Origin of the sequence: Idiomarina sp. UBA3162 (assembly GCF_002364475.1) — a bacterium.
Classification (GTDB): Bacteria; Pseudomonadota; Gammaproteobacteria; order Enterobacterales; family Alteromonadaceae; genus Idiomarina.
This window is the reverse complement of sequence record NZ_DEYI01000019.1, coordinates 62,627-85,636: the sequence shown is the minus strand read 5'-3', so window position 1 is coordinate 85,636 and position 23,010 is coordinate 62,627. Positions and strand designations below refer to the sequence as shown.

The following is a 23,010-nucleotide window of genomic DNA, read 5'->3' as shown; positions in this document are numbered from 1 at the left end:
CTCGGCGCTTAGCGGCCGAGCGCGACCTCTGCTAACTTTTGTTTGAGCGGCGTGATTCGCTCTGCGGCGAGAAACCCAAGCGAGCGAACCGCTTTGATTAACGGATTCGACGTACCAAAACCTCGTTTAAACAGCTCCATCGCTGCGATCATCGTTTGTGTATCGGCTTTGCGCTCGCGTTGATAACGCCCAAGGCTACGGGTCAGGCTATTCAGGTCCGCTAGCTCACGCTGCTTTAAGTTCTCTAATAGGCAAACGCAGTCCGCAAACCCTAAATTAGCGCCTTGTCCCGCAAGGGGGTGAATGGTGTGCGCGGCATCACCTACCAACACGACGCGTTGCGCATGCCACTGTTGTGCATATTGCATACGTAGAGGAAAGCCTTTCACATCAGAAATCAGCTCAGCTTCGCCTAGGCACCGTCCACTTTCGGCGGTTACAAACTGCGCCAGCTGTGCCTTATTCGCTAAGCGCGCCTGCGCCAGTGAGCTATCCATACTCCACACAATAGATACGACATCGGCATCAGGAGTTGGCAGTAAGGCTAATGGCCCCGTGGGTAAAAACACTTGGCGTGCAACACCGTTGTGCAGTTTCTCCATACGGAGGTTCGCAACTACGCCCACTTGCTCGTAATCCCAAAATCGCACCGATAAACCCGCTTGTTGTCGCAATCGCGAGCGTCCGCCGTCAGCGCCAATAACCAAATGAGCTTGCGCGCGTTGTTGCGCTCCGTACTCAATTTCTGCAGGCTGATGTGCGCTACCACTGTCACGCAAGCGCCATTGTGCGGTTTTCGCAATCACAACACCGGCGGCTTCTGCGCGTTGCCACAAAAAGTGCTCGAGCGCTCGGTTTTCTGTAATCGCGCCTAAGTCTTCGGCATTAGCCTCGGTTGCTGAAAAATGAATGTCGGCCGGGCTGTCTTTATCCCATACATGCATATCGGTATAGGGACCGACGCGAAAAGCACTGACCAACGGCCAGACACCTAACTCATCGAGTAACGCTCGGCTACGATGATTAAGTGCGCTAACACGCAATTCTAACTCATTGGGTAATGCGGGCTGCTCATGCTGCTCAATCACCATCACGGAGCGACCCTGTTGCTTTAGTCCTAGCGCCATGGTGAGCCCGATCATGCCGCCACCGATGACAATCACATCGTAATTCATGACTTCATTCCCATGGTAAGTCGTGCAAAGCGACTACGTAACGGTGCGCAGTGCTGTAACGTCATTAAAGCTAAGTTGCGTGGCACCACCATCAAGCGATTATTATTTGAGAAACCCCGCACTAAGCCGTCCGTCAAGTTGATGATGGCGTCATAATCCCGCGTGCGTGACTGCTGATAAGCATCAAGCACGGCAAATGCTCCCGGATCAACTGCCTCTGTGAGCACTTGCACAAGGCATTCCACATCACGTAAACCCAGATTAAAGCCCTGACCCGCGATTGGGTGCAATGCGTGCGATGCATTGCCGATAATCACTGTTCGGTGATAGGTCGAGCGCAATGCCTTTTTAAGTTGTAGTGGATAGAACACCGGCTCTGAACGGGCTGTAAGGCGCCCTGCGCGGTAGCCAAACGCGCGCTGACAGCGGGTCAAAAATTCCGCGCTACTCCATTGTTTCGCGGTCTCGGCCTGTTCCGGATTGAAGGTCCAGACGAGCGATGCCTGTTGGTTTGCCATGGGCAGAAGTGCCATGGGACCAAACTCGGTAAAGCGTTCGTACGCCCAGCCTTGCAAATCACGATCGAGTTTAACGGTACTGATACAGCCAATTTGTTGGTAATCCTCAACCTGCCAAGGTAACTGGCATAACGAGCGGATCTTTGAGTTCTGTCCGTCCGCACCAATCACGAGCTGAGCATCGATGACTGCACCGCTTACGGTTTCAACCTGCACTTTGTCGGTCTCGTGATGCAGCTGTTCAACTGACTCTCCCGCTAACCAGGTGACGTTATCCAGTTGCTGACAGGCTAAATAAAAGCGATTAACGAGCTCTGCGGCGGATACGACATAGCCTAATGCGTCTACCTGCTCTTGCTCTGCATGGATTTCTGTCGCCCCTAAGTAGCCCTTATCGCTAATATGGATATGTCGAATGGGCGTGGCATCGGTCAGCTCGCCCAATACGCCAAGCCGTTGTAGTCGCGCAGCCGAAGCAGCTGCAAGAGCAATAATACGCTTATCGTTAGGTGGCCCCTCTAAGCGCGGTTCGCACACCACGACCTGCCAATCTGGACGTTGTCGCGCCAGCATCACACCGGTCAAAGCGCCGACCAAACTACCGCCGGCAATGACAACGTCAGCTGTTATTTGTTTTGCATCCAAGACTCTATCTCTTCAATAGTTTTTGGTACGGCTTGAGTCATGTTTTCAAAGCCGTCCTCTGTCACAATTAAATCGTCTTCGATTCGCACGCCGATGCCGCGCCAGCGTTCATCGACGCCTGATTCACGTGAAATATAAATGCCCGGTTCGACCGTTAGCACCATACCGGGTTGGAATGTAAGCGGCTCGCCATCGGTCGACTTATAGCGACCCACATCATGAACGTCTAATCCTAGCCAGTGACCCAGCCCATGAATAAAGAATTTCTTCCAACGGTTGTTGGCAAAGTTCTCTTCGGCATCACCTGACAATATTTCCAATAAAGTCAGCTCATCATTAATGACTTTTGCCGCCGCTTCGGTGGCCGCCTTGAGTGTGTCACCAGGCTTAATGTGCGCAAATGCCGCTTGTTGTGCTTTTAACACGATATTGTAAATCATCGCTTGTTCTTCAGAGAAGCGGCCGTTAACCGGAAACGTACGCGTAATATCCGCAGCATAGCCCTGATACTCTGCCCCCGCATCGACCAGTACTAAATCTCCGTCATGTAGAACGTCACGGTTGTCGGTGTAATGCAAAATGCAAGCATTAGCACCACCGCCACAGATAATGCCATAGGCAGGTGCTGGCGCGCCTTGCATCGCAAACTCATGCTGCAATTCTGCTTCAAGTTGGTATTCCATGGCGCCGGGTTTGCAGAACTTCATGATGCGCTTAAACGCATCACTACTAATACGCGCAGCTTCACGCATCACTGCAAGCTCCTGAGTCGACTTAAATTGCCGCATAGCATCCAATGTCGGACGTAAATCCTCAATACGGTGCGGAGCAACGTACCCTTTGCGTTCATTGGCACGAAGAAAATCAATGGCATCGCGCACTTGTGCTTCAAGCACACTGTCTTCACCCATTAACACAAGCACACTGCTCGCACCATTGAGCAGTTCGCTGACATCATCCTCGAAACTATCAATATCTCGACCCTCGTCGACCGCCAACGCATGCACCGCATTGTGGAAACCTAACCGAAGCCCATGCCAGACCTCGGCCTCTGGATCTTTATTTTGACAAAAAAGAAGACTTCTTGGCTGTCCCTCAATTTTACTCAGTACCAACACGGCATCCGGCTCGTTAAACCCAGTCAGATAATGAAAGTAGCTGTTCTGCCGAAACGGGTACTCTGTATCGTTGCTACGCGTCAGCTCACTGTGTCCCGATACAATTGCGACGGTGTTTTGAGGCATACGAGATAATACTCGTTCACGACGCTGTAAAAACTCATCTTGAGGAATAACCGGTTGCATAGCCGCTCCTATGAAGTCTGTACTTAATGTAACGTTTTTGAATCGGGTTTAGATTGAGCTAGCTCACGTGCACCGAGTTCTGTAAAACACATCATCGCTGATACACGTAAATATTCTACGATTTCAAAGTAAGCGCGCTCGGACTCTTCTGAGTCATCAACTTCAAACTCCAGCTTGGCGATCTCGATCATGTCATCGAGCGCCTCACGCAAGTCACCGCTGGTGGCCGCGATATTCGCTTGGTTAACCCCAAAGCCTACTAAAAATGATTGCACCCAACCCGCTAGCGCATTTAAGCGCTCTTGCAAGGGGGCATTGTCTTCCGGCAACAACAGTTGAAAGCCGAGGTCACGGTCAGCCAAAGCATGTTGAATTTCCGTGGCCTGCTGCTTTAATAACTTGGCAAGTTCCGCAGGTAGTTGTTGACCGTCGTAAATCAGGTCACTGAGCAACCCGTCAAGATCGGGTGAATCGGGCTGTGTACCTGTTGCCACGAGACCAGCCAGTATCCCTTGTACTTCGGCAGGCTGCGGCGTCACATCATGTTGCGCATAAAGTGATGAGATGCGATCATAGTTAAATCGAGCTGTCATAGATATCGTTCTATTTAAAATCTGGTGTTGTCATCCTAACACTCGGCTTTGCAATTCGCTAGCTGACAAACATCGCTAAGACATGCCATAATAAGCATCAGAACGCATGCAGCGCATGCATTTAACACAATGTGTAGCAGGGAGTCGGCATCATGGCGAGTCGCACAATGGACATCACTTTATTGGACCGAAGCTATCGGGTAAACTGTCCGGTAGGTCAAGAAAGTGCTTTGCAAGAAGCGGCTGATGCGTTGAACGAACGGCTTAATGACACAAAAGAACGCACCAATTTGCACAATGTTGAGCAAATTGCCGTCATGACAGCGCTGAACTTGTGTCATGAGTGGATGAACGATCAAAAAGAGCAAGCCGCTAAAACGGCGAAGCTTGAAGAAAAGATTCAATTGCTGCAGGCAACGATTGAACAAGCCATGAGCGAACAACGCGCTCAACGCGGCCCGCAGCGTTAACAGTTTAGGGTTTCCTGGGTCGTACGCTAATAGACGTATGTCCCTGAGCCGATGCTTTTACTTAAGGGGATCACTGGCCCGTCATGAGCAAGCCCGGCACGCACCGGGAAGCCTACGATGGATCCCACTTGCTCCCCGCCTTGAACCAATGGGTTCAAGGGCTACCGTCAGATGGCGGCGTCACCGGGAAACCACCCTTTGTTTGCTTAAAGCCTCACGATTCTCGTGAGGCTTTTTCTTTGGCTACTATCTCACGCACATCCTTGAGCAATTGTTGCGCATCAAAAACAATGCCGTCCTTAATGGTATAACGAATGCCCTGCGTGCGGATCGGCTGGTTATCTTCATTAAGCTTAAAGTGGCCTGTACCATACAGCACTTTAAAGTTCGCTAACGGATTCTCTTTTACAATGACCATGTCCGCCTTTTTGCCAATCGCGACACTGCCGATATCATCATCCATGTTGAGCGCTTCAGCACCGCCCATGGAGGCCGCATAAATAACTTCGAGCGGATTGAGCCCCGCCTCTTGCAGCAGTTCCATTTCTCGGATGTAGCCAAAGCCGTAAATCTTGTAAATGTAACCCGCATCAGAACCCAGCGTGAGTCGACCACCGTGGTTGTGAAAATCATTTAAGAAGGTCATCCATTTTTGGTAATTATGCTTCCAAGCAATTTCATCTTCCGTCGTCCAATCAAACCAATAGGAACCGTGTGCATAGCGGCTTGGCTCAAAGAAATCCCATAAACGCGGTAAGGTGTAATCTTCGTGCCATACTGCTTGACGCTCACGCATTAAGTCTCGTGACGCCTCGTAAATGGTTAACGTCGGATCGATAGTGAAATCGAGTTCAATTAACTCGTCACGCACCGCATTCCATTTTTCAGACCCCGGTTCTGCTGCTTGTTTCCAGAGGCGACCGGCTTCCTCAAAACGATTCTGCTCGTCGTTGTAGTTATAATCAGCCGGGTAGTTCTGAATCGTTTGGTCTTCAAATAATGCCTCGGGTAAGCCATACCAGTGCTCCATCGACGTCAGGCCCAGTCGCGCTGAATCCAATGCATTCATCGATTTCACGTTCAGTTGTGCATGATGCATCATGGTACCTAAACCTTGTTTGTTCGCCTCGTCGAGTGCTGCTTCCATGACACGTCGTGAAGCGCCAAAGAACTTAATCCCTGCTGCGCCCTGCGATTTGATATAACGCACCCAATCGCGAGCTTGCTCAGCCGTATAGATAGGCTCTTCACGTCCCATACCAAATCCTACATACGGTACGATCCGCGGTGCCGTAATGCGGTTATCTGCTGCGCGTTGTTGATGCCATTTCACCCAGTCTAAGCCATTAAAACTGCCGGGCTCACGAATGGTAGTAATGCCATGCGCCAGCCACAATTTGAGTACATATTCAGCGGGAATTCCCTCCGCTGAGCCACCAATATGCGCGTGCATATCAACAAACCCAGGTAAGATGTAATGACCACTAACGTCCATCTCTTTATCACCCGATCTAGCCTCTGGGCGACCGTCGGGTTTAATGGGCACACCGGGATGCCCGACACTGACGATATTTACGATTCGATCATTCTCGATCACGATATCAACCGGTCCCTGTGGTGGTGCACCCTCGCCAGTGACCAAAGTTGCTCCGCGCAAGATCAAGCGCTCATATGGACCTTCGCCGCGATCACGCTCAGGTGCTTTCGGTGGTCCCTGTTGCGCCACTGCACTGGACGCGATGATAAAACCACACAAAAGGCATATCGTTTTTATCATTTTCATAAGGTATGCTCTGTTTCATGTTAAAAAGATCGGAGTAAGCATGACCCGAGATGAATGGCGACGCAAGTTAAAAGCACGTCGAGCCGCTATTTCTGAACCGATGCAACGGCAAGCGAGCCACGATGTTGCCGCTCGTGTTGCAGAGCGCGCACAACAATCATCGGGATACGCTGCCATTTTTTTAAGTTTTGCCAACGAGCTCAATACGACACCGGCTATCGAGGCATTATGGCAAGCCAACATGGCTACCGTGGTGCCTGTCTTACACCCATTTAGCCCTGGTCATTTACTATTTTTAAAGTTAACCCCCGATACGCGACTGACTAAAAACCGATATGGCATAGAAGAGCCACAACTGCGTGTCGACAACGTGGTTCCGCTTAGCGACATTGGTTGTATGTTTATGCCGTTGGTTGGGTTCGATCCACAGGGTAACCGTTTAGGCATGGGCGGTGGTTACTATGACCGCACACTCGCCGCTTGGCGCGCCGGTCGACTACCTCAACTGCAACCGATTGGTATCGCCTACGATGAGCAATATGTTGAACAATTACCAATACAAGCGTGGGATGTGGCGATACCTGAAGTGATCACACCGACACGCCATTGGTGCTTTAAACAAGAGCCTAAGTTTTCTTAGCGATGAGTCATCAAAATAGGTATACTGATGTGCCATCAAGTATCACAACAATCTGTATGGGAACCCCGCTATGTCCGCTTCCGATAAGTTAAAACAACAAGCCGCGCGAGCTGCCATTAAGTATGTCGAGAAAGGCGCTATTGTCGGCGTCGGTACTGGCTCTACTGTTAACTTCTTTATTGATGAACTGGCTAAGATCAAAGACGATATCGAAGGCGCTGTCTCAAGCTCCGACGCCTCAACCGAACGATTAAAACAACATGGCATTGAGGTTTTCGAACTTAACAGCGCCCCCGAGGTTCCTGTTTATATTGATGGCGCGGACGAAATTGACGAACACGGTCAAATGATTAAAGGCGGCGGTGCCGCGCTTACACGTGAGAAAATCGTCGCTGCGGTTGCCAAAAAGTTCGTCTGCATCGCAGATGAAAGCAAATTAGTCGGTCGACTGGGTACATTTCCGTTGCCCGTTGAGGTGATTCCCATGGCACGTTCCTATGTTGCGCGTGAAATAGTCAAACTCGGCGGCGATCCTGTTTGGCGTCAAGGCGTGACCACCGACAACGGTAACTGGATACTTGATGTGCACAACTTCGATATCCTTAATGCCGTTGAACTCGAAGAACAACTGAACAATGTCGTCGGTGTTGTCACCAACGGACTCTTTGCAGCCCGTTCTGCCGATGTTGCCTTACTGGCAACCTCAGCGGGTGTTAAAGAGCTGACTTGGGGAAACTAAATGACCGTTACATCACTCGCAAAAGATAAGATTAAAGTACTACTACTCGAAGGTGTCCATGACAGCGCCATCGAGTTACTTAAGCAACAAGGCTATGATCAGCTCGAGATTCTCAAAGGCTCACTCGATGAAGATGAACTGTGCGAGAAAATCAAAGACGTACACATGATTGGTATCCGCTCGCGCACGCAGTTAACTGAGAAAGTGTTCGCTGCGGCAGAGAAGCTTATCGCGGTTGGATGCTTTTGTATTGGTACTAATCAAGTCGACTTAAAAGCCGCACAAAAGCACGGCGTAGTCGTATTCAATGCACCGTTTTCAAATACACGCAGCGTCGCTGAATTGGTGCTAGCCGAAACCATTATGTTGTTGCGTGGAATTCCGCAAAAAAACGCACAAGCGCATAAGGGAGGCTGGCTGAAGTCGGCCAACCATGCGTACGAGGTGCGCGGAAAAGTGCTTGGTATCGTCGGTTATGGTCATATCGGTAGTCAATTGAGCGTATTGGCTGAGCAGCTCGGCATGCAGGTTATCTATTACGATGTCGAGACCAAACTGCCTATGGGTAACGCGCGCTCTATCAAACGCCTGGATGATCTACTCGCAAAAGCCGATGTGGTGACTTTGCACGTGCCAGAAACACCCTCAACTCGCTGGATGATAGGTTCTGCCCAACTGGCTAAAATGAAGCCAAATAGTTTGCTGATTAATGCTTCTCGTGGCACCGTCGTTGACATCGAAGCGCTTGCTGAAGCATTAACTAGCGGTCATTTAGCCGGAGCCGCAATCGACGTATTCCCAGTCGAACCGCAGAGCAACCAAGACACCTTTGAATCACCGTTATGTGGTATCGAAAACTGCTTACTAACGCCGCATATTGGTGGCTCGACTGTTGAGGCACAAGAAAATATTGGTATCGAAGTCGCCGGTAAGCTGGTGCATTACTCTGATAACGGTTCAACGCTGTCGGCGGTGAATTTTCCGGAGGTCTCATTACCACAGCACGCAACCGCTCGTCGTTTATTGCATATCCATAAAAACCAACCCGGTATGATGAATGCGATTAACGGTATCTTAAGTGATTTTGAGATTAACGTCGCAGGCCAATATCTACAGACAGATGAAAACGTCGGTTATGTGGTGATGGATATCGATACCGACAATGGCACCGAACTGCTCGAAAAAATGAAAGCGATTCCGGGCACGATCCGTGCCCGGCAATTGTTCTAAGGGGCCTTGTCACCTTTGACTGTGCGCTCGATGCTCTCGGGAGAGACATGGCGCACATCTTTTCCTTTAACAAAAAAGATGATGTATTCGGCAATATTCTGGCAACGATCGCCCATGCGCTCCAGTGAACGCGCGGACCACAATACGTTCATAATTTTAGGAATTGAGCGCGAATCTTCCATCATGTAAGTCATCAACTGACGTGTCAGTGCCTCATACTGACGGTCCGCCTGCTCATCTTGGCGGTGTACTTCATAGGCAGCATCAAGATCCATGCGGGCAAACGCGTCGAGTACCTTACGTAACATTGTCAAAATTTGATGACCTAAATTCTCTAAGCTGACCAGTAACTGCTGTTGATCATTACTGAAGCTCTCCTTCGCCACTTTAGCAATGCGCTCAGCTTCATCACCAATACGTTCTAAATCAGCAATCGTCTTGATAATGGCAATAACTAACCGCAAGTCACTGGCGGCGGGCTGTCGTTTGGCAATAATGTGCACGCATTCTTCGTCAATTTGGACTTCGAGTTTATTGACCTTGTGGTCATTACTCAGCACTTTTTCAGCTAACTCAACATCAGCGGTTTGAATCGCGGTAATGGCATCGCTTAATTGTTGCTCAACTAAACCACCCATACTCAATACGCGGTTACGCACGGCTTCCAACTCCTCGTTAAACTTGTTGGAAATGTGCTTACCCATGTTTAATTTATCCATGCCTGTACTCCTTAACCGTACCGTCCAGTGATGTAATCTTCCGTACGTTTTTCCATGGGCGTGGTAAACAACGTGTCGGTGTTGGCATATTCAATGAGCTGACCCATATACAAGAATGCGGTCTGATCAGACACACGTGCCGCCTGTTGCATGTTGTGCGTGACAATCACGACGGTATATTTTTGCTTTAAATCGGTGATGAGCTCTTCAATCGTCAATGTCGAAATCGGGTCCAACGCTGAGGTCGGCTCATCTAACAGTAAAATTTCCGGCTCAATCGCGATCGACCGAGCAATGACCAAGCGCTGCTGCTGACCACCCGATAAGCTAAAGGCACTCGCATTCAGTCGATCTTTTACCTCATCCCACAGTGCCGCGCCTCTCAGCGAGCGCTCAACAGCCTCGTCCAACACACGGCGATCTTTAACGCCTTGCAAACGCAAACCATAGACCACGTTCTCATACACCGATTTTGGAAAAGGATTTGGGCGCTGGAAAACCATACCAATACGGCGTCGTAACGCGGCAACATCCACGCCCTTGTCATAGATGTTTTTACCGTGCAGTAAAATATCGCCTTTAACTTTGCAGCTCTCAACCAGATCGTTCATGCGGTTTATGCAGCGCAGCAATGTCGATTTACCACAGCCAGATGGACCAATGAATGCAGTGACACCGTGTTTAGGGACACTCATCGAGATGTCGTGCAACGCACGATCTTCTCCATAGTATAGACTCAAATTCTTAATTTCGAGTGCGCGCTGTTCGTCTGTTAAATTCGCCAGATCCAATTTTTCGCTGGCGCTATTTGGACTAACCGAAATCATCAATGCTGCCCTTCTATTGGTAAGTGATTATTGCTCAAGTGCACGATATTTCTCGCGTAAGTGATTACGCACACCGATAGCCGTAAGGTTGAGCCCTACTATCACAGTAATCAGTAAAAACGATGTGGCATAAACCAATGGCCGCGAAGCCTCTACGTTTGGACTCTGAAAGCCGACATCATAAATATGGAATCCTAAATGCATAAACTTGCGATCAAGGTGGAAGTAAGGAAAGTTACCATCAACCGGAAGCATTGGTGCAGATTTAACCACGCCCACCAACATCAACGGCGCCACTTCGCCTGCCGCCCGTGCCACAGCAAGAATAAGGCCGGTCATTATTGCCGGAGACGCCATTGGCACGATAATTCGCCAGATGGTTTCCCACTTGGTGGCGCCTAGCGCAAGCGAACCTTCACGCAAGGTACTTGGAATACGGGCAAGCCCTTCCTCCGTTGATACAATCACCACTGGCAAGGTTAAGATCGCTAAGGTAATCGCAGACCACAGCACGCCTGGTGTACCAAAAGTTGGATTCGGTAATGCCTCAGGATAAAACACCTGGTCAATGCTTCCCCCCACCATATAGACGAAAAAGCCGAGACCAAATACCCCATAAACGATTGAAGGCACGCCGGCGAGGTTAATCACGGCAATCCGAATCAGCTTGGTCACCGGATTTTTGCCTGCGTACTCGTGTAAGTAAATCGCCGCAACCACACCAAAAGGTGTGACAATGACCGACATCAACAACACCATGAAAACCGTGCCAAAGATGGCTGGAAAAACACCGCCTTCAGTATTCGCCTCGCGGGGTGGTTCAGAGACAAACTTGCCAATCTGTTGGAAGAAGTGGCCGATCTTTGCAAGTAAATGCATATCGTTCGGGAAGTTAACATCCAACACACGGTACAACGGGATAGCGACCTCTTCTCCTCGAAAGTCCTCGACAATAAGCGTATCGCGCGAGGCTTTATCGCGTATCGCAAACAGCTGCTTTTCTAGCTGTTGATAATCGGCTTGTAGCCGTTCTCGCTCCGCATCAAGTTCTGCCAGCGCCTGTTCAGTTAATTGACCTTCTAATTTTAAGCGACGCTCCTCGAGACCTAACTCACTCAGCAGGTAGTTAATACGACCGATCTCATCTTCTTGCAGATCCAGACCTTGCTCATGCAGTTCGACAGCGCGCTCAACACGTTCAAATAAGACGTCGCGAAAATCACGCTCTTGGTGATTAGCAATTCGCTCACCCTGTTGTTCAATGGCGACGATACGACCATAAAAGTTGCCGTCTTTTGTACGTTCGATTATCGCCATATCGGTTGGTGTTTGATCGTCAATGATGGTTGGCTCAACGACCCAAGTAAAATCCAACGGCACGTATTCACGGTTACCGATTTTCATCAAGTAACGTGTAATTAATTCACCTTCGCTTGCATCGACCTCAACACCCGATTGACGAACACGGTCAATAGGCACTTCCTCGCTATCGTAGACTTCGCCAATTAACGTACGTGTCTCGCCCGTTGTCGTTTCGATGGTCATTTGATGAATCGCTGTCGGCCAGAAAAATGATAATCCGCGCCAGCCAATCATTAACACTAAGCCTATGACCGCCACCAAGCTCACGCTTACCGCGCCAGCCGTCAACCAAATCCAAGGCTTTCCAGTTCTAAACCATTGCTTCATGAGTAACCTCTAACTGTCAGCCTACATCGAACTGTATTTGTCGCGTAACCGCTGACGGACAAATTCGGCGATGGTGTTAAAGAAGAACGTGAAGATAAACAACACGAATGCAGCTAAGAACAAGATGCGGTAATGCGAACTCCCCACTTCAGACTCTGGCATCTCCACCGCGATGTTTGCTGATAAGGTGCGCATACCCTCGAAAATATTCCAATCCATAATCGGTGTATTGCCGGTCGCCATCAGTACAATCATAGTCTCACCGACGGCGCGTCCTAAACCCATCATCACCGCCGAGAAGATACCCGGACTAGCTGTCAGTAACACGACTTTTGTCAGGGTCTGCCAAGGTGTGGCACCGAGCGCTAACGAGCCATTGGAAAGATGCTTAGGGACACTGAATACCGCATCTTCAGCAATAGAGAAAATGGTCGGTATCACGGCAAACCCCATTGCAATCCCGACGACCAATGAGTTCCTCTGATCGAAGGTGACGCCAAGCTCATTGGTCAAATAGCCACGCACATTACCATCAAATAACTGTGCTTCCACCCACGGACTCATCGAGAACGATAACCAGCCAACGAATAATACAAGCGGCACAAGAATGAGCGACGCACGTCCCTCGCCTAACGTAGTGCGGATATGGGACGGCAGTAACTGCCAAAGTGCTGCGAAGCCAATAATCGACAACGGCGTTAAGATAATCACCGCAAGCACACCGGGTAAGTAAGCTTCAATGATTGGTGCTAGCCAAAGTCCCGCCAAGAAACCTAGGATAACCGTGGGTAAGGCTTCCATGATTTCCACGGTCGGCTTAACCACCTTGCGCACTGAAGGCGACATAAAGTAAGCCGTGTAAACCGCCGCCGCCAAGCCAATCGGCACGGCAAACAACATCGCATAAAGAGCGGCTTTTATTGTACCAAATGAAATAGGTACCAGACTAAACTTAGGCTCGAAGTCATCTGAGCCCGATGTCGACTGCCAGGTGTAAGAAGGTTCTGGATAACCTTCATACCACACTTGTTGCCACAGCCCACTCCAAGTCACTTCAGGATGCTCGTTATTCAGTTTAAACAACGTCAGCTCATTCCCCGCTTCGGCTAACAGGTGGTTAGCACGCGGGTCAATAGTGATCATCTGTGTGTCTAGGTTAGGCAGTGCTTCATGATACAGATCGGCCTCTGATGTGGTATGAAACACGTTGAGTTTGCCATCATTGGTCACCGCATAAAACGTACGACGGTAGTCTTCGACTTCTAAATCAATAATCGGCCCGCCTGCATCAAACTGACGAATATACTTAAACGTTCGGCCTTCATCGGTGGGGACTTCAAACCATTGTGAGATAATGCCACTTTCATGCGTGACCAATACGGTCGCGGCCCCCGGCATCAAGTGTAATGACTGTGCCTGGCCGAACTGCCGTCCGTTAAGCGTGATTACTTGGCTTTCACTGACTGTACCCGACATGCTGACGGCATATACCACAATACGGTTATTTATAAGCGCAAACACTTTGTTTAAATCGGGCGTAACCGCGATATCGCGTATAGCAGCGTTCAGTGTACGCTGCTCATATTTAGGTGTGAGTGATGTCTCACCCGTCAAAAAGTTTTGCTCTGCCGCAAACTTTGTGATTAATAACGTATCAGCGCCAGTGACAGCGGCCATCAACATGCCCTCTCCATCCGTGGCATAGGCTAACTGTTCCAGTGCACGCCCTTGCTGATCAACTTGCAGAGGTCGCTCGTCATTGAGTGTCTCAAAGCGCGGTACAATGAGTCGTTCGACTTGACGAGTGCCTTGAGTACGAGCTGTTTCAGGAAAAGTTACTGTGAACTTGGGTTGCACGATAATGGCTTCACCATTATCCAAACCATAGACGAACTGTTGATTGACCGGTAAGGACCGCGCAAAACTGGTAATTTGCCCCTCTGGCACCAACATACGTTGTTCGATGATGTCGCCCGTATTGCGGTCTGCAAACTTATTATCTTGTAAGGCAAAAAACTCGCCCTGACCCGATGCGCCAAAGCGATAACCAATTTCGGCCTGTTCTTCCATCCCGAGCGCTAAGGTTTGGTCGTTGGCTTTGATTTCAAAGCTATGTATCGGCTTAACCGAAGCCGACTCAAAAATGGGTTGTACAACGTAAAGTAGATAGAAAAATATCAACAACAGCGCAACAAGTACCAGCACACCACCTGTCGTAACGCCGACACGAGCGAGTCTATCTTTTATTAGGCGCGTTTGGTTCGCTTTAAGCTGCTGTTCTGTCTGACTTTCCATACCTTTCCTATTAACGTGTTAAGCCAGCGCATAAGCGCTGGCTATTTACATTCTAACACTACTCTATTCTGCGTTATGTAAGCCCAGCTTCTTTAACTCGGCATCAACAACCGCACGTGGCAATGCAATGTAGCCGTCTTTGTCGACAATATCCTGTCCTTGTTGCGACAGAATCATTTTGACGAATTCAGCTTCCGCTTTACTCAACGGTTGATTTGGATGTTTGTTCAAGTACACATATAGGAAACGCGCCAACGGATATTTACCCGCCAATGCATTTTCACGGGTTGCTGAAACAAATTCGTGACTGTCACCGCGTGCAATCGGTACCGCCCGAACACCTGAAGTCACGTAACCGATGCCTGAGTAACCCACGGCATTCAGCGACGTTGAGACCGATTGTACAACAGAGGCAGAGCCAGGTTGCTCATTTACATTGGCCTTAAAGTCACCGTCACATAGGCCCGCTTCTTTAAAGTAACCATAAGTACCTGACACCGAATTACGACCGTACAGTTGCAGATCTTTACTCGCCCAATCACCTGTTAAGCCGAGTTGCCCCCAGCGGGTGACTGGCTCTGAAAAGCCACATTTGCGTGTCGAAGAAAAGATGCCATCCACTTCTGCAATCGACAGCCCTTCAATCGGGTTATCTTTATGAACAAACACCGCGAGCGCATCAATAGCCACGCGAATCGGTGTAGGCTTATAACCATGCCGCTGTTCAAATGCTTCTATTTCTTTTGACTTCATCGCGCGGCTCATCGGACCGAAGCTCGCTGTACCTTCGGTCAATGCGGGAGGTGCCGTCGAGGAGCCCGCAGCCTGAATTTGGATGTTTACGCTAGGGTACATGCGTTTAAACTCTTCACCCCAGAATGTCATCATGTTGGCTAAGGTATCAGAACCTACAGAGGATAGATTGCCGGACAAGCCCGACACTTTCTCATATTTAGGTAAATCATCTGTCGCGTGTGCAGGACCTGCCAGAGCGATTACCGCACTGACGCCTAAGAGCTGTTTGACTGCCTTGTTGAACCTGTTCATGGTATGTGTCCTTATGTGACCTTCACGAAACGAGTTGATCGTATTTTCAGCAGTTTATGAGATTTGTGTGACAGTTTGATGACAATTATGACAAAAAAAAGTCAGTTTAGTGACGTTTACCAGTCACTCTGAGTCCCGCCGGCAGCCTAAACCAAAAGCGCGAACCTTTACCCAGCGCGCTATTAACTTGTAGCTCACAGTTATGATGTTGCAGCGCTTGCTTAACGATAGACAAACCTAAGCCCGTTCCGCCTCGCTCACTATTTCTATCTTTATCAACACGGTAAAAACGTTCGGTTAAACGAGGTAAATGCTCGGAGCCAATTCCTGGACCGGTATCCTCAACACTAAACTCAACTTCGCTACCAACCATTTGCCACGTGACGCGAATATCACCACCTTCTTGGTTATATCGAATCGCGTTAGTGATAAGGTTTTGCATAGCGCTTCGTAGCGCATCCTCTTTACCATAGACCTTAATTGGAGCAACTTCGAAGTGGACATTAATTGATTTTGCTTTTGCTAACTTTTCAGCTTCAGTTTGTAGTTGCTGCAATAGCACTGGCGCATCGACGACCCGATCAAATACATCATGAGAAGGCGTTTCCATGCGCGACAGCTCTAATAATTGATCGATCAGTAGACGCATGCGTTCACTTTGACGCTGCATCTCACCGACCGCTTTAGTCATCATCGCCGGCGGTGTCATTGAGGGATCTTCGACCATTTCTAGGTAACCTTGCAGTACCGTCAATGGGGTCTTTAACTCGTGTGAAACATTGGCGACAAAATCTTTACGTAAGTTGTCCAACTGCTTTATTTGCGTTACATCACGCGCAACCAATAGGTACTGGTCGTCACTGTAAGGCATAACGCGAATTTCGATATCAAGCGAGTCGCGCGCTGGAGAAGGTATCGTAAGTGCTTCCTCAAAGTTACCTTTACTCAGATAACTGAAAAACTCAGGATGACGAATTAGGTTTGATAACCTCATGCCGGCATCATCTGGCCATTTTAGCCCAAAATAGAATTGCGCGAGTTGGTTGCTCCACAATAGTGAGCCATCGCGTCGGAACACGATGGCTGCATCTGGCAACGCTTCGGCCGCCTCACGGAAGCGACGGAGTAACTGAGCTAACGATCGACGCCTTTGCTGGCTTCGACGTTGATTACGGTAAATGCCATCGTAGATATAAGACCAACTACCAGGTGCCGTCGGTGGCATCATATTGCGGCTATTCCAAAGCCAATCGGTCAGCTTTTGTTGGTAGTAATAATGCCAGACCAATAGACCCGCCATGGATAGCGACATCGCCTGCCAAAATATATCGAAAATGGCACCGACAATAGCAAAAGGCACTAAGTAAAGCACTAACCCCTTAAGTGCGCCGAAGCTACTATATTCCCTATCCATAAACGTCTAGTTACCGGCTCGAAAAGCGATAGCCGACGCCACGAACCGTCTGAATCAAACGATCGTAACCGTGCTCATGTAATGCTTTACGGAGGCGACGAATGTGGACATCAACCGTACGGTCTTCTACATAGACGTTAGTTCCCCAAACTTGGTCAAGTAACTGTTCGCGGCTATAAACACGCTCGGGATGAGTCATGAAAAAGTGCAACAGTTTAAACTCGGTAGGGCCCATGTCGATACTACTCTCCTGAGTAGAGATGCGGTGTGATACAGGGTCGAGTTTCAAACCTTCTATCTCGAGCGGCTCATCAAGTACCGTCGGAGCAACGCGACGAAAAACTGCGCGCATACGTGCCATGAGTTCTTTCGGAGAAAATGGCTTAGTGATGTAGTCGTCGGCACCGACTTCGAGTCCGCGCACCTTATCTTCTTCCTCACCGCGTGCTGTTAGCATGATAATCGGAATATTACGGGTGAAATCATCGCTTTTGATTTTCTTAGCGAGTAGAATGCCTGAGCCCCCCGGTAACATCCAGTCCAGAAGAACCATGTCTGGATAAGGTTCTGCAATTTTTGCTAGACCACTGTCATAGTCTTTAGCTTCAACGGCTTGGTAGCCGTGTTGCTCCATAACAAAACTCAGCATTTCGCGAATTGGTGCTTCATCTTCTACTATGAGAATTCTACGCGGCATTGATTGGTTTCCTGACTCGTTAAACTATGCGACATAGTATTAACAATTATTATGACAGTTTTATTAAACTAGGTCACTTTTGTGACATTGTCACGATTTCATTGCAGCCACTGCAGTAACTGATGTAGAAGCGGTAGCGTCACGAACGCCAGTAAGATTCCATAGCCGACCATGGCGGCCGACAATATGGGTGCCAAACCGGCCATTATGGCAACGGCGCCCGCCGTAATCATGGGCGGCATTGCGGCTTCAAAAATAGTGACTTGCACCAGAGTGGATTCAATACCCGTGGTAGATGCCAATACCAACAATGTCACCGCGGGCATCACCAGTAATTTCAGCAGCAAGCCGACGGTGAGTGGTGTTTTACTGCCTTTCGGTAAACGGAATTTTAACTGAAACCCGACAGCGACCATGATGACAGGCACCAACGTGACTGCCAGCGACTCGGTGAGTACCGAGAACACCTTGGGGTAAGCCATATCCTTGATAATTAGAGCGATTATCAGCGCAATGAACGGTGGAAACAGCACGATTTTCTTGATGATATCCATAATGCGCGGACGCTCTGCAGACTCACCGGCAGCAAGCGGACGATACAGCGCTATGATAATTGTTGAATAAATAGCTAATCCAAAAAAAGAGCCGAACTGGTCGTAGAGCAGTCCATATACAATCGCATCACTACCATAGAAGGCTTCAATCATCGGGAAGCCAAAAAATGATGTGTTTCCAAGTGGTACACAGATCAGCAGCGCACCCGTCACCTCGCGCGACCAATTGAACCAACGACTTAGCAGCAACACCATAACTGCACTCATTGCCAGCAATAGCCACGGGGTAATAATTGGAATAATGAGATCGGAAGAAAAGTGTAAATCAGGGATCTTGGTAAAAATAACCCCCGGTAAAGCAGCGTAAATGACGTACAAATTGAGCACTTGCGCAGTGTTATCAGGGAACTTCCCAGCGCGTTTAATCACCACTCCAATCAACAAATAGATGGCAAGTACAATAAGATTCGTCATGACGTCACTCGATTATCTGGCTCAATAGATAGAGCAGCCAAAGGGTGGCTGCTCATCGCCTATCTATCTTACCAAGAAAAATCGTGACGTATACCGATAGAAAGGTAGTCTTCTGTTAACTGCTGCCGGATATCGCGGTTACGCGCGGTGTAAAAAGCAAACAAACGCGTATTGTCGCCGAGATAATAATCACTTCCGACAGAGATCGAATGATCTCGGTCGTCATCTTTAATAACTTGATACTGAATCTTAGGCACCCACGCCCCATAGCGTTTTGCGGCACTGACCAAAACGCCCTGAGCACTGATAATACCATCAACTGACTGATAATCTTGCGCAGCAAAACCGAGCTTAATATCATTCACTTTAGTAGCGAAAGAGAATTGCACGATGTCAAAGCCATCGACCTCATTATCAAATGCTAGCGCGGCATAGATGTCGCTGCTTTTGAGCTTCTCATCACCGTAGATCAGACCAAAGGATTGACCATTATCTACGCCTTCATCGTCCGAAAACACGTAGGTAAAGCCCAGTTTGAAGCCTTTATAGGCGGGCGAGTAATAAGTCAGACTGTTATCAGCGCGAACTTCACCTTCGAACAAGTACTTAAGGTCTGCGGTATAGTCTTTGAACTGGTCAATAGCGCCTTGAGAGTCTTTCAGGAAGGTATCGTAACGGCCCAGCATGACAGTACCAAAGTCGCCACGTAAACCAACGATTTGATTACGGTCACTAATAGAGTCATCTTCATCAAAGCCTGCGAGGTCTACGCCCCACTCAAATTGATAGAACACTTCAAGATTATTATCGAGCGACTGCTGGCCTTTTAAGCCAAAGCGTGAAGAGTAGCTTTTGACCTCCGTATCATCTTGGTCCGCAATATCGCTGTATAACAAGCCGACGTTGGCACGACCATAAACAGTAAGCGCATCACTGTTATCGTCAGCGTATGCGCTTACCGAGCTGCACACCAGTGCTGCATACATAAAATATCGAAACATAAAATCCACACGATTGTTTCAGTTATTAATCGTAGTTTACGGGCTTCTTAGGAAACTACGCCTAAAAATGAACGTTTAGTTAAAACACCGTGTAGATTTTATTACAGTTTTCTTACTTTATGTACCTTTTATTGCAAAAGTGTGACTAATTCATTGCGGTTTCGTTAACGCGCTGTTGGTAATCGACCTGACTCTTTGCGTACCGCTGCCACTGCTGCGCTGCCGCCTTACTCTCGGGGAATTCAATGGCTTTAGCAAATGAGTCAACAGCGTCCTCATAATGACGCTGGTTAACTGCGGCCATTCCCTGAAGTAACCATAAGTTACCCTCATTACGCACCTCACCCTTCTCAAGGGCCTTTTTAGCTAACATGGTCGCGCGCTCGTTTTTGTCCAGATTGAGTGCAACGTGTGCTGCCTGAGCTAGCATCTCACCATCTTCGCTAACTTCGTCAGCCCATAAATAAGCATCCAGCGCTTGCTGATATTCCCGCGCCTGCATCAAACTTTGCGCATAGAACTTACGGTTGGCTAAATTCGCTTCCATTTTTTCAGCGTCAAAGCCATCTCGCATAATTTTTGCAGCTTTGTAAGGCAACTGATTAATATAATAAACCTGAGCAAGATTACGTAATTCTCCTGCCGTATCGATGAACCCTTGCTGGTTTGCGGCTTCAAGCACTGCCAGTTGCTTTTTACTCTGCTCAAGTTGGCCATAAACTCCTGCTAGTTGTAGCCAATATTCCGGTTTACTATAGAGTTTTACTAAACGCTCCAGTACCGCTGCCACTTGCTCAGTTTGCTTCAGTTCATAATGAATAGCGCGAGCGAGTATTAACCAGTTCTCTTGTGGCGCTTTGTCTTCTTGATCAGCTGCCGTAATTGCTTTCTGAATAAATGGCAATGCTTCAGCAAACTGTTCAGCTTGGTATAATGCTTGAGCTTTAAGTACCCACGCTTTACTCAACTCGTCCGCCTTAGCGACCTTTTCCCAACGGTCCAAGTAACCGAGTGTCTCCTCGAAATCGCCTTGGGTCAGACTTAACTGTGCCAGGCTAAACAATGTGTTCTTTTTTAAAGAGACAGGAATCGGCGACTCCTCAACCACCTTGGCAAAGTAATCGATGGCTTTATCCACTTGCTCGTTGTCGTAATAGGTGTAGCCGTAGAAGTTCCAGAGCATCGCACGTTCATAGCTATTCATGCTATCTGCACGATCCTCGACCGACTTCAACGCAGCTAAACCGGCTTGCACACCATTATCTTCTGCTTCTTTTTGTGCACGAGCTAACTGGCTATATACTTTCTCACGCAATGCCGGTACGCGTTCCGTTGTCTGGGCCAGCACAGGCTGAACGAGCGTTGTACCTACAACCCAAGCAATTACGCCACTTAATAAAAGATGTTTCATTGCTCACCTCACCTTAATTCATTTCGAAGGTCATGCGGTTGCGGACCCCTTCTACTTCTACCGGCTCACCGTCGATAACCCGTGGCTTATACTTAAACTTCAACACCGCTTCCATGGCTGAGTCCTCAAATATCCCCTGTGGCTCTGCTTCAACAACCACGGGGTTTTTCACCGAGCCCTGTTTGGTCACAGTAAACTCGACTACCACATAGCCCTCAATTCCTCGTTGCAGCGCACGACGAGGATACGTCGCCTGAACTTTAACGATAGGCAAATACTCGCCATCGCTCGCTTGTAGAGACGCGCCATTACCAATATCCGCACTGGCGCTGACATCGGCGCTAAAGTCATACGACCCCGAGCTATCCGTATCAACATCCGAACTCATGTCGGGTTGTGGTAAGTCTTCCGGTGGCTGCTCAGGTTCCGGCGGACGTTCTGGTTTGCGTTCTTTTTCCTGCACCTGTTCAGGTTCAGGTGTGCGCACAAAGTCCAAAACACTGCCCTTTACCGGCTCCGACATCGCGCCCTCGCCTGAGCTAATTAACGACTGCATTAAATAGAACAGCCCAATGGTGACTGCGGCGGCAACTAATAGCGCGGCAATATATCTCATAGTTACTGCTCATCCGTTGCTACTGAAACATCAAACACGCCGGCAGCACGTGCCGCATCCATGACCTCAATTAAGGTCTTAGTATTTGATTCCTCATCCGCTTGAATAACGACGGATCCTTGCGGATTTTCGGCATAAAGACGTTCGATATTCGCTTGAACCGCACGTAAATCAATCTGACGCTTATTAATCCAAACTTCATTCGAGTCACTGATTGCCACCAAAATATTGGCGCGATTCTTCTGCACAGCAGTCGCTGCGTCTGGACGGTTAACATCAATACCCGACTCTTTCACGAATGAGGCTGTCACGATGAAGAAGATCAACATGATAAAAACGACGTCGAGCATCGGCGTCATGTCGATAGCGCTCTCTTCTTCTTCAACTAAGTTGGCAAAATGCTGTTTCATATCAGTGACGCTCCAATAAAATTCGATCTTCTAGTTTCATTCGCTCGCGGCGTGTCGTCCGTTGCAACCAAGTTGCGGCGAATACTCCAGATAGTGCTCCGACCATACCGGCCATCGTTGGGATTGTGGCTTTAGAAACACCCGATGCCATTGAGCGAGCACTTCCTGTACCTGTGATAGCCATCACGTCAAACACTTCGATCATGCCGGTCACGGTACCCATTAATCCAAGCAAAGGACACAAAGCGACTAATGCCTTTATCACTGGCAGGTTGCCGCCTAGCCCCAGCGCAACACGAGAAATCATCGCCTGACGAATTTGTTCAGCATTCCACGACGATTTATCGTCACGCTCTTTCCAGCGTTTGCGCGCATCTTTGACCGCTTTACGGTGGCCATTGAAAAAGTAGAAAATTCGCTCGAGTATCATCAGCCACATGCTGAAGATTAGGATTCCGATGACCAGCAGGACATGCCCGCCGGCCTCGATGAAATCTCTAATCGCATTGCTGAATTCAATCAGAAATAACACGACTATTCTCCTCGCTCAGAGCGTTCAGCAATAATGCCTGATGCTTGCTCCTGCAAAATGTGGATCATGTTTTTACTGCGTGTATGTAACATTGCGAATAGCAACGTCATCGGAATCGCGACAACAAGACCGAGTACTGTAGTCACCAATGCTTGCGAGATACCACCCGCCATCATTTTCGGGTCACCCGTACCAAACAAGGTAATTGCTTGGAAGGTATTAATCAT

23 protein-coding genes and 1 other RNA gene are annotated in these 23,010 nt (G+C 48.7%); 5 read left to right on the top strand and 19 right to left on the bottom strand.

Annotated elements, in window-relative coordinates; all coding sequences use genetic code 11:
• Positions 1-8: 8 nt before the first annotated feature.
• The 4 genes from B2X00_RS02665 to B2X00_RS02650 are packed head-to-tail and all read right to left on the bottom strand — an operon-like array spanning position 9 to position 4,235.
• Complete coding sequence (locus tag B2X00_RS02665; protein WP_290486001.1) at positions 9-1,175, bottom strand: FAD-dependent oxidoreductase; 1,167 nt, start codon at positions 1,173-1,175, stop codon at positions 9-11.
• Positions 1,172-2,338, bottom strand: a complete 1,167-nt coding sequence (gene ubiH, locus B2X00_RS02660; RefSeq protein WP_290486000.1) for a 2-octaprenyl-6-methoxyphenyl hydroxylase — start codon at positions 2,336-2,338, stop codon at positions 1,172-1,174. The genes B2X00_RS02665 and ubiH overlap by 4 nt, the downstream gene beginning before the upstream one ends.
• Complete coding sequence (gene pepP, locus B2X00_RS02655; RefSeq protein WP_290485999.1) at positions 2,320-3,642, bottom strand: Xaa-Pro aminopeptidase; 1,323 nt, start codon at positions 3,640-3,642, stop codon at positions 2,320-2,322. The genes ubiH and pepP overlap by 19 nt, the downstream gene beginning before the upstream one ends.
• A gap of 23 nt (positions 3,643-3,665) precedes the next feature.
• Entirely contained in the window at positions 3,666-4,235 is a 570-nt protein-coding gene (locus tag B2X00_RS02650; RefSeq protein ID WP_071464126.1) for a UPF0149 family protein, read from the bottom strand.
• Between the two features lie 152 nt (positions 4,236-4,387).
• On the opposite strand from B2X00_RS02650, the gene zapA reads away from it, so the two are divergent.
• Both zapA and ssrS read left to right on the top strand, forming a co-directional pair.
• Positions 4,388-4,705: a cell division protein ZapA gene (gene zapA, locus B2X00_RS02645; protein ID WP_071464127.1), complete on the top strand. Its 318-nt coding sequence runs from the start codon at positions 4,388-4,390 to the stop codon at positions 4,703-4,705.
• Between the two features lie 8 nt (positions 4,706-4,713).
• Positions 4,714-4,899, top strand: a non-coding RNA gene (gene ssrS, locus B2X00_RS02640) — 6S RNA.
• A 20-nt stretch (positions 4,900-4,919) separates the two neighbouring features.
• Here ssrS and B2X00_RS02635 read toward each other — a convergent pair.
• A complete protein-coding gene (locus B2X00_RS02635; protein ID WP_290485998.1) occupies positions 4,920-6,488 on the bottom strand; it encodes an amidohydrolase family protein in 1,569 nt (522 codons plus the stop codon).
• Positions 6,489-6,528: 40 nt separating this feature from the next.
• Here B2X00_RS02635 and B2X00_RS02630 point away from each other — a divergent pair, with 40 nt between their 5' ends.
• The 3 genes from B2X00_RS02630 (at position 6,529) to serA (ending at position 9,097) form a co-directional block, all read left to right on the top strand.
• Positions 6,529-7,128 carry a 5-formyltetrahydrofolate cyclo-ligase gene (locus tag B2X00_RS02630; protein ID WP_290485997.1) on the top strand — a complete coding sequence of 200 codons (600 nt, stop codon included), beginning with the start codon at positions 6,529-6,531 and terminating at the stop codon, positions 7,126-7,128.
• Between the two features lie 70 nt (positions 7,129-7,198).
• The gene (rpiA, locus tag B2X00_RS02625) at positions 7,199-7,867 is read left to right on the top strand and encodes a ribose-5-phosphate isomerase RpiA (RefSeq protein WP_290485996.1); all 669 of its coding nucleotides are present in this window, start codon (positions 7,199-7,201) and stop codon (positions 7,865-7,867) included.
• A complete protein-coding gene (serA, locus tag B2X00_RS02620; protein WP_290485995.1) occupies positions 7,868-9,097 on the top strand; it encodes a phosphoglycerate dehydrogenase in 1,230 nt (409 codons plus the stop codon).
• Here serA and phoU read toward each other — a convergent pair.
• From phoU to B2X00_RS02550, 14 genes are all read right to left on the bottom strand, one after another.
• Positions 9,094-9,816 (bottom strand): phosphate signaling complex protein PhoU, encoded by a 723-nt coding sequence (gene phoU / locus B2X00_RS02615; protein WP_071464132.1) that lies wholly within the window; start codon positions 9,814-9,816, stop codon positions 9,094-9,096. The genes serA and phoU overlap by 4 nt on opposite strands.
• 11 nt (positions 9,817-9,827) lie before the next feature.
• On the bottom strand, positions 9,828-10,643 hold the full coding sequence (pstB, locus tag B2X00_RS02610; RefSeq protein ID WP_290485994.1) for a phosphate ABC transporter ATP-binding protein PstB: 816 nt from the start codon (positions 10,641-10,643) through the stop codon (positions 9,828-9,830).
• 27 nt (positions 10,644-10,670) lie between these two features.
• Positions 10,671-12,332: a phosphate ABC transporter permease PstA gene (pstA, locus tag B2X00_RS02605; RefSeq protein ID WP_290485993.1), complete on the bottom strand. Its 1,662-nt coding sequence runs from the start codon at positions 12,330-12,332 to the stop codon at positions 10,671-10,673.
• Positions 12,333-12,353: 21 nt separating this feature from the next.
• On the bottom strand, positions 12,354-14,627 hold the full coding sequence (locus B2X00_RS02600) for an ABC transporter permease subunit (protein ID WP_290485992.1): 2,274 nt from the start codon (positions 14,625-14,627) through the stop codon (positions 12,354-12,356).
• A gap of 63 nt (positions 14,628-14,690) precedes the next feature.
• Positions 14,691-15,674 carry a PstS family phosphate ABC transporter substrate-binding protein gene (locus B2X00_RS02595; protein WP_290485991.1) on the bottom strand — a complete coding sequence of 328 codons (984 nt, stop codon included), beginning with the start codon at positions 15,672-15,674 and terminating at the stop codon, positions 14,691-14,693.
• 106 nt (positions 15,675-15,780) lie between these two features.
• Positions 15,781-17,088: a phosphate regulon sensor histidine kinase PhoR gene (gene phoR / locus B2X00_RS02590; RefSeq protein ID WP_290485990.1), complete on the bottom strand. Its 1,308-nt coding sequence runs from the start codon at positions 17,086-17,088 to the stop codon at positions 15,781-15,783.
• 10 nt (positions 17,089-17,098) lie between these two features.
• A complete protein-coding gene (phoB, locus tag B2X00_RS02585) occupies positions 17,099-17,785 on the bottom strand; it encodes a phosphate regulon transcriptional regulator PhoB (protein WP_290485989.1) in 687 nt (228 codons plus the stop codon).
• A gap of 98 nt (positions 17,786-17,883) precedes the next feature.
• Positions 17,884-18,813 (bottom strand): AEC family transporter, encoded by a 930-nt coding sequence (locus B2X00_RS02580; protein ID WP_290485988.1) that lies wholly within the window; start codon positions 18,811-18,813, stop codon positions 17,884-17,886.
• Between the two features lie 68 nt (positions 18,814-18,881).
• Complete coding sequence (locus B2X00_RS02575; RefSeq protein ID WP_290485987.1) at positions 18,882-19,814, bottom strand: porin; 933 nt, start codon at positions 19,812-19,814, stop codon at positions 18,882-18,884.
• A 145-nt stretch (positions 19,815-19,959) separates the two neighbouring features.
• Positions 19,960-21,225 (bottom strand): tetratricopeptide repeat protein, encoded by a 1,266-nt coding sequence (locus B2X00_RS02570; protein WP_290485986.1) that lies wholly within the window; start codon positions 21,223-21,225, stop codon positions 19,960-19,962.
• 13 nt (positions 21,226-21,238) lie between these two features.
• On the bottom strand, positions 21,239-21,841 hold the full coding sequence (locus tag B2X00_RS02565) for an energy transducer TonB (protein ID WP_006956344.1): 603 nt from the start codon (positions 21,839-21,841) through the stop codon (positions 21,239-21,241).
• Positions 21,842-21,843: 2 nt separating this feature from the next.
• Complete coding sequence (locus tag B2X00_RS02560; RefSeq protein ID WP_006956345.1) at positions 21,844-22,251, bottom strand: ExbD/TolR family protein; 408 nt, start codon at positions 22,249-22,251, stop codon at positions 21,844-21,846.
• A gap of 1 nt (position 22,252) precedes the next feature.
• Entirely contained in the window at positions 22,253-22,783 is a 531-nt protein-coding gene (locus B2X00_RS02555) for a MotA/TolQ/ExbB proton channel family protein (RefSeq protein ID WP_290485985.1), read from the bottom strand.
• A gap of 2 nt (positions 22,784-22,785) precedes the next feature.
• On the bottom strand, positions 22,786-23,010 hold a 225-nt coding region (locus B2X00_RS02550), incomplete at its 5' end, for a MotA/TolQ/ExbB proton channel family protein (protein ID WP_290485984.1).